This is a genomic window from Enterobacter sp. CM29, assembly GCF_013179605.1.
GTDB classification, from domain to species: Bacteria; Pseudomonadota; Gammaproteobacteria; order Enterobacterales; family Enterobacteriaceae; genus Enterobacter; species Enterobacter intestinihominis.
In genome coordinates, this window is the sequence record NZ_JABMCU010000125.1 from 1 (window position 1) to 13,483 (window position 13,483).

Genomic DNA, 13,483 nt, shown 5'->3' on the forward strand with positions numbered 1-13,483 from the left:
CTGTTAGCCACCAGGTTGATCCCTTCGGTGGTGCCACGCACGAACACCAGCTCTTCCGGCGAACGCGCGTTGAGAAACGCCGCAACCTGCGTGCGCACGTTTTCCATGCGCTGGGTCGCCTCGGCGCTCAGAGTGTGGATCCCGCGATGGACCGCCGCATAACCGTGGCGGTAAAACTCGGCTTCCGCATCCACCACCTGATTCGGTTTTTGCGCACTGGCCGCACTGTCGAGATAGGCCAGCGGCAGACCGTTCACTTCACGGGTCAGTACCGGAAAATCTGCCCGGACTTTCTCTACGGGAAATGTCATGCTTCGCCTCCAGGCAGCCGCTGACCGATACGGGCCAGCACCTGCTGTTTAAGTCCGCCATCGGGCAGCGCTTCCGTCAGCTCAGCCGCAAAGGCGTAAATAATCATCTTTTGCGCGGCCTGCTGGTCTATCCCGCGAGAGCGCAGGTAGAACATCTGCTCATCGTCAATACGCCCGACCGTTGCGCCGTGGCTGCATTTCACGTCGTCCGCATAAATTTCCAGCTGTGGTTTGGTGTCCACCTCTGCCAGACGTCCCAGCAAAAGGTTGTTGTTGGTCATCTGCCCGTCAGTTTTGATGGCGTGCTGCGCCACATTGATCAGGCCGTTAAACACCGCACGTCCTTTGTCGCTGACGATGGTTTTGTGCAGCTGACGGCTGTTGCAGTAGCCTTTGTTATGCTCAAGCCAGGTGCGCGTGTCGCATACTTCTGACTTCACCGGCATTGCCAGGCTGTTAATACGCAGCGTAGTGTTCTCACCGTTCAGCTGGGTGCTGGTATTGTGGCGCAGCACCGCGCCGCCAAGCAGGAAGCTGTGGCTGTAAGCCGCGGCATCCTGGCCCAGCAGAATATCGTTGTGGGCGAAGTGGTGACTGAGCGGATTCTCAAACGCCAGCTTGATATGGTGCAGCTGGGCGTTGGCCGCCACGTTCATCGTCAGACGCGAGCCGGTAAAATGGCGGGTGTCGTTCAGACTAACGTAATGTTCAATTACCGTCGCTTCTGCCCCTTCTGCCAGCTCGAGATGGTGGCGATAGTGGGCGGTGTTGATCTCGCCGCCCTCAACACCCTGGGTGATATGCATCAGCAGCAGCGGTTTCGCCGGGCGCTGGTTACGCTTAACGTGAATATGGGTGACAGACTTAGACAGGCTCTCTGTGAGGTGCAGAAAGACGTCAGGCTGGACCGGAGCACTCAACGACTGGCGCTCGTCGTTAATGGCGATATCGAACCCGCTCTCCTGTACGCTGTCGCTGAGTTCCTCACGAAACTGCCCGTCTACAAACACCAGACGCACGGCATCCACGCTCAGCGCCAGCACATCGCGCTGGCCGGGGCTAACCTGCGCCAGACGGGTGACAAACTCGCCGTTCAGCAGGCCGTCCAGCGGGGTATATTTCCAGTTCTCATGCTTACGCGTCGGTAAACCGAGACGCAGCATCTGCTGGAGATGGTGCTGAGCCTGTTCAGAGCGCGCTCCACCCTGGGCTTCAAACAGTCGGTGCCACTGCTGGAGTGCATTACTGCTGTTCGGTAAGCCAGCCATAACCCTGCTCCTCCAGTTGTTTAACCAGCGTAAAGTCACCGGATTTCACAATGCGCCCCTGATAAAGCACGTGGACATAGTCCGGTTTGATGTAGTCCAGAATACGCTGGTAGTGAGTCACGATAATAAATGAGCGGTTACCGTCACGCAGAGAGTTTACGCCGTCGGCAACGATCTTCAGGGCATCAATATCCAGCCCTGAATCGGTTTCATCGAGAATGCACAGCTCCGGCTCAAGAACCGCCATTTGCAGAATATCGTTACGTTTTTTCTCACCGCCAGAAAAACCCACGTTCACCGAGCGGGTGAGCAGATCTTCGGGCATTTTCAGCAGCTTGATTTTCTCTTCCATCAGATCCTGGAAGTCAAAGCGATCCAGCGCCTCAAGCCCGCGATACTTGCGCACCGCGTTCAGCGCGGTTTGCAGGAAGAACTGGTTGCTGACGCCCGGGATTTCCACCGGATACTGGAAGGCCATAAAGATGCCCTCACCGGCACGCTCTTCAGGCGACATCTCCAGCAGATCCTTGCCGTTAAACTCAACGGAGCCGCTGGTGACCTCATAATCTTCGCGTCCTGCCAGCGTCGCTGAAAGCGTACTTTTCCCGGAGCCGTTTGGCCCCATGATGGCGTGAACTTCACCCGGTTTGACGTCAAAATTGAGCCCACGCAGGATCTCTTTCTCTTCCACGCTAACCTGTAAATCTTTAATGCTTAACATGTGCTTTCCTTAACCGACGCTGTGTTCAAGACTAATGGCGAGGAGTTTCTGGGCTTCAACGGCAAATTCCAGCGGCAGTTCAGAGAACACGTCCTTACAGAAGCCGTTAACAATCATTGAAATCGCATCTTCTTCACTGATCCCGCGTTGCAGGCAGTAGAACAGCTGATCTTCACCGATACGTGACGTAGTCGCCTCATGCTCGAGCTGGGCGCTGTTATTGCGGCATTCGACATAGGGGAAGGTATGCGCCCCGCAGTCCGCACCAATCAGCATGGAGTCGCACTGGGTAAAGTTACGTGCGTTGGTGGCTGTCGGCATGATTTTCACCAGCCCGCGATAGCTGTTCTGGCTGTGACCGGCAGAGATCCCTTTGGAGATGATGGTCGATTTGGTGTTTTTACCGATGTGGATCATCTTGGTGCCGGTATCGGCCTGCTGATGACCGCTGGTCAGTGCCACGGAGTAAAACTCACCGATGGAGTTGTCGCCGCGCAGAATACAGCTCGGGTATTTCCAGGTAATGGCGGAGCCGGTTTCTGACTGCGTCCAGGACATCTTACTGTTTTCACCTTCGCACAGCGCACGCTTGGTGACGAAGTTCAGAATACCACCGGTGTTGCCATCGCCCGGGAACCAGTTCTGTACCGTAGAGTATTTCACTTCCGCGTCTTTATGGATGATCACCTCTACCACCGCCGCGTGCAGCTGGTAGCTGTCGCGCACCGGCGCCGAACAACCTTCGATATAGCTGACGTAGCTGCCTTCATCGGCCACCAGGATGGTGCGTTCAAACTGGCCGGTTTTTTCCGCGTTGATGCGGAAATAGGTTGAGAGCTCCATCGGGCAGCGCACACCTTTAGGCACGTAGATAAAGGTGCCGTCTGACGCCACCGCCGCATTCAGTGCCGCGAAGAAGTTATCGTTACTGGGTACCACGGTGCCAATGTATTTTTTCACCAGCTCCGGGTGATCGTGAATGGCTTCCCCAAAGGAGCAGAAAATTATCCCCTGCTCCGCCAGCTTTTCACGGTAGGTGGTTGCCACCGAGACGGAGTCAAAAATGGCGTCCACCGCCACCTCTTTACCTTCGCGCACGGGCACGCCGAGCTGATTGAAGGCCTCTTCCACCTCTTTACTCAGGAAGCTGTTCTCGGCACCGGTTTGCTGTACCGCGCCGGGCTGCGAGGCACAGGTATCATCGCAGCTGCCGCAGGAGGGCGCGGAGTAGTAGCTGTAATCCTGATAGTTCAGCTTATCGTAATGCGCTTTCAGCCAGTGGGGTTCTTCCATCTCCAGCCACGCGCGGAATGCGCTCAGGCGAAACTCCAGCATCCACTCCGGCTCGTTACGTTTGGCCGAAATAGCGCGTACGACCTCTTCGTTGATGCCTTTCGCCAGCTCATCGGTTTGCAGCTGCGTGAAGAAACCCTCTTTATAGTTGAGGTGTCCGCCGCTCCAGGTGTTTACATCACTCGTTGCTTCAGTATTACGAGACATAGTACCGCCTATACCCCAAAGCTTTCGCCGCAGCCGCATTCGTTCTGGGCTTTCGGGTTATGAAATTTGAATAACTGGTTTAAACCTTCCCGAACGTAGTCGACTTCGGTTCCATCGATAAACGGCATAGCCTGTAGCGCGACGTATAACTTTGCACCGTCGGTTTCAAAGACCAGATCGTCCTTTTTGGGTTCGGTTACGGTATCCAGCACGTAGCCAAATCCTGCGCAGCCCGTCTGCTTAACGCCTAAGCGTACGCCGAGGATGTCGGGATTTTTTGCCACCAGCTCATGAATATGTGCCGCCGCCGCAGGCGTCAGCGTTAAGCCACGCCAGGCAAAATCGGCCGGATTGAAGGTTTCTGAATGCAGTTCCATAGGTCCACCTCATCTGATAAGCCACCAGGGCATAACACCATGTTAGTGATAACGATTATCACTTCAACCCCCTGCGAGCAGGGGCTTTGGGCTAAACCGCCCTTTTTGGCTACTTTCATTAAGCATAGACCCTGTGACGGGATGCGGATGGGTGGGTTAGTTTTGTTCAATGCATTGATAAATAATGCATTTCATAAGAAAGGCGGTAAGGTGGCGGGCAATAATAAAAATTGTATTGAAAATACCTATTTTTGAGATAGCTAAAGTACGCCCAGGCATCATATACATTTTTTACGTATGCCTCCCCCTTAAGCCAGGTTCTTTTTAATTCTTTTTTGCCTTACCTGGGCGCGCATAAAGACGTTTGATGGATAAGTTAACCATTATTTATCAGTCTGATAGTGGTTAAATTCCGATCATGATTAATTACATAAACTCGTCCCTTTTCGGCGTAATGTTTCCCTTGTTAACCATTTATTCACTAAGGGATTAAATTATGTGGAGTGCCCATAAAGCCGCAGTTCATGCTCGCCAGCATGCAGGTCAGTATAGCCAGAAAAGATGTGCAGAATTTGTTTCAAAATCCATTCGCGCCGGCGGTGCTAATCTACAGAACACACATTATGCTAAGGATATGAAAAGCAATTTAATTCTGGCGGGCTTCCACCAGGTTTACGGTGAGCCTGTTGAGGGCGATGTGGCGGTGATCCAGCCCACAGCGCACCACCCCTATGGCCACGCTTGCATCTATGGTGGGAACGGCGTCTGGTACTCTGATTTTGTTCAGCGAACAATGTATCCGGGAAAAGAATACCGGGAAGTAAAGCCAGCATATGCAATTTACAGGCATGACTGACATGAAAAAAATAATTCTGGCGATCCTGCTTCTGCCCACTCTCGCATCCGCTGCACAGGAGTTACCCCCTGAGGTATCCGCTGCCCTTCAGTTTAATAAGTGGTACATCTCGGAAATTATTACCGGGAAAGAGCCCCTGAAAAACTATGAAGCGCTGAGGCCATATGTGACCCGCGAAACCATCAGCAAACTCAAAGCCATGGATAAGTTGGATCCAGATGAATATGACGTGCCTGACGTCGATTTGTTCATCAAGGCTCAGGGATATGAAGATGACTGGGACATCGTCAGTGCGCGGGCGCTGGATTACGATGCCGCCTGTATGCAGGTTTATATCTCATTCGGCAAAAAGCGGGATCACACCGTGATTGACTGCATGCTCAAGGAAGATGGCGTGTGGAAAGTTGAATCCGTGGCCAGTATGAATATTTCAGACAACCTGATGATGGAATAAACCGACGATATGACAGGGGTACTGATGCTATGCATCTTCGCGGATACCCCTGTCGTATCGCCAGAAAGCAAAAATCCCGCGCTGGCGGTTTACCGTTGGCCCCCTTAACATCAGTGATGGAACGAGACGGCGAAACCCTGTTCACGCCAGTGGTCGAGCTGCTCCTGTTGACGAGGCGTAGGTGCTTTACCGGTCCAGACGAAAATTTTTTGTCCAGGGAAAAGTTCCGGACGTGGAGAATCAATCGGTTCAGCCAGCACGTCGATATGCCAGCCCTTGTAGGCAAGACGGGCCGCTTCCAGCCACAAATGCGTACGGTCGTCGCACTCCCATCCAACCAGTAGCGCATCTTTACCTGCTTTTTTTCGTGATTCAACCAGGCTAGTAACGGCAAACTCAATCAGGACACCGTCGAGCAGGCTCGCCATATGACGCACCGTATTCTGATCCTGATTCATTCGCTGACGCACAGGGGTGATGATGTTATCTATCAGAACATCCATCGCATGGTCGCGGCGGAACTCACTGATTTTGGCGCGCAGTTTTGCCGGATTGGCATAGCGCAGAACGGTTAACATCTCTTCCTGAAACGATGCCCAGTTCCCATGCGTCATCACTTCTGTATTTTCAAGAAGCGCTTTTACTTTACCGACCGAAACACCCGTTTTCATCAGGCGTTTGATCTCTTCGATACGCAGGATATCTTCATCGTCAAACTGACGATGACCCCCTTCACTTCGCTGCGGCTTCAACAATCCATAACGGCGCTGCCAGGCACGCAGCGTAACGGGGTTGATACCGCATCGTTCGGCCACTTCGCCGATACTGTAATAGGCCATTAACTCCCTCACGCACAATACTTCCATACCTAACCAAACCAACCTTATCAGATTGTACAAATCATTTGTATAACTAACTCCTCGTTCTGAGACAAGTGAATGGCTCAAAGAACCCCTCACTCGTTAATGTATTGTTGTATAAATTTAGCCGTACGTACAGGTCACTATTAAGAGTTACGTACAGGTTTTTATAAATCGTACTTTTTCTCGGGCCAGGCAATCGCCGGAATGCCCCCCAGACGCGGGCTGGCAAAAAGGTGGCCCTGGAACTGAGAAATCCCGGCTGATTCCAGCCACATCCACTCTTCAGCCAGCTCTACGCCAACCGCACAGAACAGAATTTCCAGGGACGCACAGCATTTAATGATCGACTGAATGATCGCCTGACGCGGGCCGCTCTTGTGCACGTTGGCAATCAAATCACGGTTGATCTTGATTCTGTCCGGCTGGAACTGGGCCAGCAGTTGCAGACCGGCGAATCCCGCGCCAAAGTGATCGATGGCCACGCTGATCCCGGCGCTTTTAAGCTGTCTGACCGCGCTGGTGAACTCTTCAAAGCGCGAGATGGCCTCGCTCTCGGTGAACTCGACTACAATTTGCTCCGGCACAAAACCGTTCGCCTCAATTGCCGTCAGTAAAAAATCGACGGCGCCAGGAACATTGACCAGCGTCATCGGCAGCAGATTAATGGACAATGTTTGAGTCTGTAGGCCCAGCGCGCTGGCCATCGACAAAGCCACCTGTTTACTCTTCAGATCCGATTCGTACAGCGCCTCACGCGACAGGTTGGCAAAATAGCTTTCCGGGGACTCACCGGACGGCGTGCGGATCAGGGCTTCCCAGGAAACAACCTGCTGCATAAACGGATCGACGATAGGTTGAAACGCGAAACTACAGTCCGCTCCCTTTGCCACTACCGTCGGCTGGGAGGATAACGGCGTGTTTTCGGTGATAAACTCCCAGGCGTCAGCAGGAGGCAGCTCAAAGTAGTTGGCTTTTTCAGTGGCCTCAACGAAGGTGCGGAAAAATTGCAGGGCGCGATCATTATAGGTTAGCTGATAGCGGCTTGTGCCTTTATCAAGAACCTGTTGCAGCACTTCGTTGGTGTCGTACTGACGAAGGTCGAAGAGCTCCATACCCACATTGCCAAAACGTCTTGAAGGCCCGTGATCGCTCAACAATTCGACCACGTTGTGATGCCGTGGGTCACGGCAGATGAGCTCATAGATCTCCTTAACGTTATCAGCGGGCCCTTCAAGTAACTGAAAAAAGTGTGTGCCGTTAAACAGCAAAATCCCCGTCACATCGAACTGGCGATTTCTACAATTTGCAGCAGCGACCATGTCTTCCAGCGCTTTCACTGGAACGTCCTCGCAGATATGACTGCGGTAAATGATGGTTGTGAGCATGCTAATCCTGAAGATTGAGGGGGTGACCACGAAAACACGTGGGGAAAACTCTGTTATAGCACATTAATTGCCCAACAAATAATTTACATCTCAACGATTTACACGGCTTTTTTGCGTCATTTACGGGCTTGTACAACTCTGCGACGCCGCTTCGGATTGTACAATATATCTTGTGAATACCGCAGTAAATCGTATAAGAATAAGCATCTGATAAATAATGATTTTATAAAATATATTATAAAATATTTAAAAAATTGTACATTTTAAATGTACAGATTTGAAAATTATGTATACCTTAAATGTAACGTTACTGATTACAGAATTTTACAGGAGCGAAACATGCAGCAGAACGGATACGTCGCAGACTCAGCAACAGCGATTGCGCAGTACTTCGATAAAGCCGCGCTTCCAACCCAACAGGAAACCCTGGGTCAGGTTGTTGTTGAAATCCTTAGCGATGGGCGGAATCTGAATCGCAAATCGCTCTGCACAAAACTGTTGAGTCGCCTTGAAAGGGCCAATGGTCCGGAAGAGGAACATCATTATCACCTGCTTCTTGGTCTGCTCTTCGAACGTTAATGTTATGAATAGCAGTGATGCGGACAGACTGATCGACCAGCTCATTGGAGAAGCCGCTCTTTCACTTTTGAAGGAGCGAGGTCCCGTGACGACCGAGGGATTGGTTCAGCGTCTGCGTAACATGCAAGCCTGTGAGACGGATCCCCAGCGGCGGGAGACATTAGCGAGGGTGATAGCTGAAATCAGCACAGGCACGGTCGCTTTTAAAGGTCGCAGAACCGCACAAGGACGAATACAGAGAGAGGGATCTCTCAAAAATAATCGAGAAAATGTAGTGCCGTTATTTGGAAATGGAAAACCGTCCGATCCCAAAAAGATGCATTGACTACAACTTTACAGCAACGGTGAGAACAAATGAGACAAAATATTCAGCTTCAACCCGAATACCACTCCGCCTTTTTAGATAGCGCGTTGTCGGAGTATTTCCGTCACGCAGGCGATCGCTTTGCTGAAGAGTCTGCCATTTTTTCGACTGCGGTTCGTTGTGTTCTCGCTTCTGAAGGTCATCTGACCAACAAAGCGATCATTCTCTGGCTGATCCAGACGCTGGAAACCACCGACGATGTCGTTAAGGCGGATGTGATCCGCAAGACGCTGGAAATTGTTGTCGGTTATACCATGGACGATCTTTAACGCCTCTCCCTTCCCATCCCTACGGATAGCGTGTCATCGTCAATACTGACGAACAGACTGACGATGACACATCCTCTCTTCCCTGACGCCCTGTTAATCAAGCACGCTGAATGTGGCATGGATCCTGCTTAGTCCGCTAAGGGACTGGGCTTTCCAGTAAACATTGCTTCATTTCTTAACAGGTCTGTTATTGATGAAAAAAATCGCCAGCGTCTGCCCTTACTGCGGTGCAGGCTGCAAACTAAACCTCGTCGTGAAAAATAACCGGATTATCCGTGCCGAAGCCGCTGATGGCGTAACCAATCAGGGCACGCTTTGCCTGAAAGGATTCTACGGCTGGGACTTTCTTAACGACACACGGCTGCTTACCCCCCGTCTGACGCAGCCCATGATCCGCTACAGCAAAGGCGAGTCCTTTATCCCTGTTACCTGGGAAGAGGCCATTCGCTATACTGCTCACAGGATTAAAAGCATCAAAGATCAGTACGGCCCTCGATCCATTATGACCACGGGGTCCTCGCGGGGAACGGGCAATGAGACCAACTATGTGATGCAAAAATTTGCCCGTGCGGTGCTGAACACTAACAACGTCGACTGCTGCGCCCGCGTCTGTCACGGTCCGTCCGTTGCCGGTTTACAGGAGACCCTCGGCAACGGTGCCATGAGCAATTCCATTAACGATATTGAAAACTCAAAATGCCTGCTGGTGTTCGGCTATAACTGCGCCGACTCTCACCCCATCGTCGCCCGACGCGTGCTTAAAGCACGTGAAAATGGCGCAAAAATCATCGTCTGCGATCCGCGTCATATTGAAACGGCACGCATTGCCGATCTTCATCTTCAGTTGAAAAACGGCAGTAACATGGCGCTGGTCAATGCCTTTGGCTATGTCCTGCTTGAAGAGGAACTGTACGACAAAAACTACGTTGCCCGCTTCACAGAAGGGCTTGAGGCTTACCGACTGACGGTAAAAGATTACGCACCCGAGCAGGTTGAACATCTGACGGGCATTCCCGCGCGGGATGTTCGTCAGGCAATGCGCATGTTCGCGGCGGCGCCTTCAGCAACGGTAATGTGGGGAATGGGCGTTACGCAGTTTGGTCAGGCGGTTGATGTGGTGAAAGGTCTCTCCAGCCTGGCGCTGCTCACCGGCAACCTGGGCCGCCCTGCCGTCGGCGTAGGTCCGGTTCGCGGGCAAAATAACGTTCAGGGTGCCTGCGATATGGGCGTTTTGCCCAATATGTTCCCCGGCTACCAGGATGTCACTGACCCGGCAGTCAGACTGAAATTTGCCGATGCGTGGAAAATCAATGTCAGCCGGATGGACGATCGCGTCGGGACGCGTATCACCGAAGTGCCGCATCTCGCGCTGGAAGGTAAGATCAAAGCCTATTACATCATGGGGGAAGATCCGCTTCAGACAGAAGCCGATCTGGGCCTGGTCCGCCGCGGCTTTGAGTCCCTCGATTTTGTGGTGGTTCAGGACATCTTTATGACCAAAACGGCAGAGGTGGCTGACGTACTGCTCCCTGCCACGTCATGGGGAGAACATGCTGGCGTGTTCACCTGTGCCGATCGCGGCTTCCAGCGTTTTGGCAAGGCCATTGAGGCCAGCGGCAACGTCAAGCGCGACTGGGAGATCATCAGCCTGCTGGCCACGGAGATGGGCTATCCCATGCATTACGAGAATAACCAGCAGATCTGGGACGAAATGCGCGAGCTGTGCCCCCTCTTCTACGGCGTGACCTACGAAAAAATGGGCGAGATGGGCCATGTCCAGTGGCCCTGCCCAACCCTTGATCATCCCGGCACACCCTATCTGTACAGGGATAATCAGTTCGACACACCCACTGGCAAAGGCCAGCTGTTTGCTGCCCCCTGGCGCGCTCCGGCCGAGACACCGGATACGGATTACCCGCTGGTACTTTGCACGGTGCGCGAAGTCGGTCACTACTCCTGTCGCTCAATGACCGGGAACTGCGCGGCGCTGCAAAGCCTGGCCGACGAGCCAGGCCGGGTGCAAATGAACCCGGCCGACGCGGATGAGCGTGGAATCGCCGACGGCCAATTGGTCTGGGTACGTTCACGCCGGGGTAAAGTGATCACGCGCGCCAGCATCAGCGAGCGCATCAATGCGGGAGCAATCTATATGACCTACCAGTGGTGGATTGGCGCCTGTAATGAGCTGACGCAGGATAATCTAGACCCGATCTCCAGAACGCCTGAAACGAAATATTGCGCCGTGCAGATGGAGGCGATCGAGGACCAGCGCTGGGCGGAGGATTTTGCGGCTTCTGCGTACCAGACCATGAAGACGCGATTGATCGCTGCGGTTAACGTTTAAATGCATTGCCGGGTGGTGGCTATCACTGCCCGGCCAGCTATCCGCTGGCGTTTTACGCTATCTGTTCTGCATAATTATTTTCAAGGTAATCGCGAAGCAGGTTCGGACGGTTCTTTTTCTCCATCAGCCTTCTCAACAGTACGATCAGCTCGTAATCGCTTCGCAGATTAAATTTTTGCATCAGCATATATTTATGGGTAAAGACCGTTTTCTGGCTCATCTCCAGCGCCTGAGCGGTCTGCACTACCGACAGCCCTCGGTAAAAATTGACCAGAATACGAATTTGTTGCCGGGATAACCCTTTATGCTGGCATTCGAAGCAGTTATGTTTAGTCCATGTATAACCCGGTAATTGCGTCCTGAACCACGCGATAAACAGTACGCCACTGATACGATCAAGCGATGCACGGCGAGGGAGAAAAATAATGTCCTGAAAGCAGGAGGGCAACGCCGAAAAGCGCAGTTCATCGTCGACAAACCCTAGCACAATCCCTTTTTGCCGGGCGAGTAACTCGGGAAAACAGGTCAGTGTTTCACCCTGGCATAATGACAGGACAATAATATCGGCCTGACTGACGTTTTCATGGGTCAGCGCCAGGTTAAATGTGATGGCACGATGAAAGTTATGTTTAAAAAAACCCTCGAAAAATTCATGTAGCCCAGCCTGAAAAAATAGATCGGTTTCCTGAATCAGAATATTTAACATAGCTCATACCAACGTCTTTAAAAAAGGCATATCACCGGCGCTCAGTTGTACTGCATCGTCATCACCACAACTGCACTGATGCTTCCCGGCGTGACGCCACCCGTCACGGATTTAACCGAGGCCTGCATAGCCATTGTCGCGGTTCTGTCAGCACCAATAGTTTGAGTCATGCCAGAGCCTGTTCCTTTAAGCGTACCCGTTTGGGCATCGCGCATGGCTATCGCCACGTGCGTGGCCGAACCGCTGTTCATAAAATAGTCCGCGCCCGCCGCGGGATCGGGGCTGCCGGTAAAAGAGACGGTCACACTCTGCGTTCCCGTTGGGCACTGGGTGAACAGCAGACTAAATGGCACCGGATCCGATGTTGAGCCCGGCGTCGCCATATTGGTTGCCTGAATATTGCCCAGATTGACATCGAGGCTGTTACTCCCGCCATTAAATATGCACGGCGACGCAACGATATTTCCCGTCACACCGATGTTGACGCTATCAGCGGTGAAAGCCTTCCCGCTGAGTAAAGCCAGTAACAGCAGTGTCCCGTATATTATTTTCATCTTCGTACCTGCTACTGATAGGTCAAATTAAGGGTGGCGGAGGCATTTGCTGAACCTGACTCCACGCGGTTCAACGTCTGGTAATATCGGGCCGTTAACGGCAATGTCTCTTGCCCGCCGGCAGACTGCCGCAAGAATAGTCGGCTGTTCATCACCAGCGGCACACCGTTATAGATAAGCTGCACCCCAACCCCTTTTGCGGTGCCGGCATTTCCCTGCCCGGTTAAGGCCATCACGCTGGTATTGGCGCTGTCCGGATTCTGTATTCCACTGAGCGAGACCGTAATATTGGTTCCGGCGGCGCAGGTTAAGCCCAGGTTTTGCGTGTTCTGTGCTCCCGCTGGCGTGGTGCCCACCACGGTGCCGAACGCCGAGGCGGGGATATCCCCGATCGGAAACGTCAGCTGTGACGTATTCACCGTGCACGCCATGGCATTAATGGTTCCGGCGGTGAGCTGCGTGGTCAGGCCGTCTCGATAGATGCCGTCGCTCCCCTGAAGCGTCACGACGCCGATCGCCCCCGGGGTTAACGCCCCCGATGAGACCGGGCCAGTCACCACCAGCTCAATCCTCCCGCCATACCAGTCGACATAGGAGGTCTGCGCATTGTACGAGAACGTATTACTCGGGTTTTCAAAATAGGCGTTGGAGGAAAAGCGTATGCCTATCCCGCTGACGTTAGTGTTGTAAACATGATTGCCGTAGCTGCTCAACGTGGCGCTGTTGTAGCGCATGCTGAATCCCAGCATCAGCGGATTAGCACATCCAGTAAGATAGGAACCGGTGGCTGTCGCCGCGCCGGAAAAGACCACCGTGCCGACAGGTGCATCACGCTGCACGTTAATCGTCCCCACGGACAGGGTTGACAGCTGCGGCGTGATGGTGGTGCACGTACCGGCACGGGCGAGGTTTCCCGCCGCGAGCAAACAGAG

The 13,483-nt window shown here is 52.8% G+C and carries 16 protein-coding genes; 6 read left to right on the forward strand and 10 right to left on the reverse strand.

Going from position 1 to position 13,483, the window contains the following annotated elements:
- From HP459_RS15370 to sufA, 5 genes are all read right to left on the reverse strand, one after another.
- Positions 1-311 (reverse strand): aminotransferase class V-fold PLP-dependent enzyme (locus HP459_RS15370; RefSeq protein WP_171936433.1); only part of this gene is annotated, 311 nt, incomplete at its 3' end.
- Positions 308-1,579 (reverse strand): Fe-S cluster assembly protein SufD, encoded by a 1,272-nt coding sequence (gene sufD / locus HP459_RS15375; RefSeq protein WP_022647875.1) that lies wholly within the window; start codon positions 1,577-1,579, stop codon positions 308-310. The genes HP459_RS15370 and sufD, both read right to left, overlap by 4 nt.
- Positions 1,554-2,300 carry a Fe-S cluster assembly ATPase SufC gene (gene sufC / locus HP459_RS15380; protein WP_022647874.1) on the reverse strand — a complete coding sequence of 249 codons (747 nt, stop codon included), beginning with the start codon at positions 2,298-2,300 and terminating at the stop codon, positions 1,554-1,556. The genes sufD and sufC overlap by 26 nt, the downstream gene beginning before the upstream one ends.
- Before the next feature lie 9 nt (positions 2,301-2,309).
- The gene (gene sufB / locus HP459_RS15385; protein ID WP_003857739.1) at positions 2,310-3,800 is read right to left on the reverse strand and encodes a Fe-S cluster assembly protein SufB; all 1,491 of its coding nucleotides are present in this window, start codon (positions 3,798-3,800) and stop codon (positions 2,310-2,312) included.
- An 8-nt stretch (positions 3,801-3,808) separates the two neighbouring features.
- Complete coding sequence (sufA, locus tag HP459_RS15390) at positions 3,809-4,177, reverse strand: Fe-S cluster assembly scaffold SufA (protein ID WP_022647873.1); 369 nt, start codon at positions 4,175-4,177, stop codon at positions 3,809-3,811.
- 496 nt (positions 4,178-4,673) lie between these two features.
- Here sufA and HP459_RS15395 point away from each other — a divergent pair, with 496 nt between their 5' ends.
- The gene (locus tag HP459_RS15395; RefSeq protein ID WP_023305987.1) at positions 4,674-5,033 is read left to right on the forward strand and encodes a hypothetical protein; all 360 of its coding nucleotides are present in this window, start codon (positions 4,674-4,676) and stop codon (positions 5,031-5,033) included.
- A 1-nt stretch (position 5,034) separates the two neighbouring features.
- Entirely contained in the window at positions 5,035-5,487 is a 453-nt protein-coding gene (locus HP459_RS15400; RefSeq protein ID WP_171936434.1) for a DUF3828 domain-containing protein, read from the forward strand.
- Positions 5,488-5,597: 110 nt separating this feature from the next.
- Here the strand turns inward: HP459_RS15400 and HP459_RS15405 are convergent, their stop codons facing one another.
- The gene (locus tag HP459_RS15405) at positions 5,598-6,326 is read right to left on the reverse strand and encodes a MerR family transcriptional regulator (RefSeq protein WP_023299929.1); all 729 of its coding nucleotides are present in this window, start codon (positions 6,324-6,326) and stop codon (positions 5,598-5,600) included.
- Between the two features lie 188 nt (positions 6,327-6,514).
- Positions 6,515-7,735: a diguanylate phosphodiesterase gene (locus HP459_RS15410; protein WP_063148166.1), complete on the reverse strand. Its 1,221-nt coding sequence runs from the start codon at positions 7,733-7,735 to the stop codon at positions 6,515-6,517.
- A gap of 339 nt (positions 7,736-8,074) precedes the next feature.
- On the opposite strand from HP459_RS15410, the gene ycgZ reads away from it, so the two are divergent.
- From ycgZ to fdhF, 4 genes are all read left to right on the forward strand, one after another.
- Positions 8,075-8,314, forward strand: a complete 240-nt coding sequence (gene ycgZ, locus HP459_RS15415) for a regulatory protein YcgZ (protein ID WP_046620268.1) — start codon at positions 8,075-8,077, stop codon at positions 8,312-8,314.
- Positions 8,315-8,318: 4 nt separating this feature from the next.
- A complete protein-coding gene (locus HP459_RS23540) occupies positions 8,319-8,639 on the forward strand; it encodes a hypothetical protein (protein WP_063148167.1) in 321 nt (106 codons plus the stop codon).
- Positions 8,640-8,668: 29 nt separating this feature from the next.
- Positions 8,669-8,947: a biofilm/acid-resistance regulator YmgB/AriR gene (locus tag HP459_RS15420; RefSeq protein ID WP_022647868.1), complete on the forward strand. Its 279-nt coding sequence runs from the start codon at positions 8,669-8,671 to the stop codon at positions 8,945-8,947.
- 193 nt (positions 8,948-9,140) lie between these two features.
- Positions 9,141-11,291, forward strand: a complete 2,151-nt coding sequence (fdhF, locus tag HP459_RS15425) for a formate dehydrogenase subunit alpha (RefSeq protein ID WP_171936435.1) — start codon at positions 9,141-9,143, stop codon at positions 11,289-11,291.
- Between the two features lie 52 nt (positions 11,292-11,343).
- Here the strand turns inward: fdhF and HP459_RS15430 are convergent, their stop codons facing one another.
- From HP459_RS15430 to HP459_RS15440, 3 genes are all read right to left on the reverse strand, one after another.
- Complete coding sequence (locus HP459_RS15430) at positions 11,344-11,997, reverse strand: LuxR C-terminal-related transcriptional regulator (protein ID WP_063148169.1); 654 nt, start codon at positions 11,995-11,997, stop codon at positions 11,344-11,346.
- Between the two features lie 41 nt (positions 11,998-12,038).
- Positions 12,039-12,551 (reverse strand): fimbrial protein, encoded by a 513-nt coding sequence (locus HP459_RS15435; RefSeq protein ID WP_022647865.1) that lies wholly within the window; start codon positions 12,549-12,551, stop codon positions 12,039-12,041.
- 11 nt (positions 12,552-12,562) lie between these two features.
- A partial coding sequence (locus HP459_RS15440) for a fimbrial protein (protein ID WP_253939645.1) occupies positions 12,563-13,483 on the reverse strand: 921 nt, incomplete at its 5' end.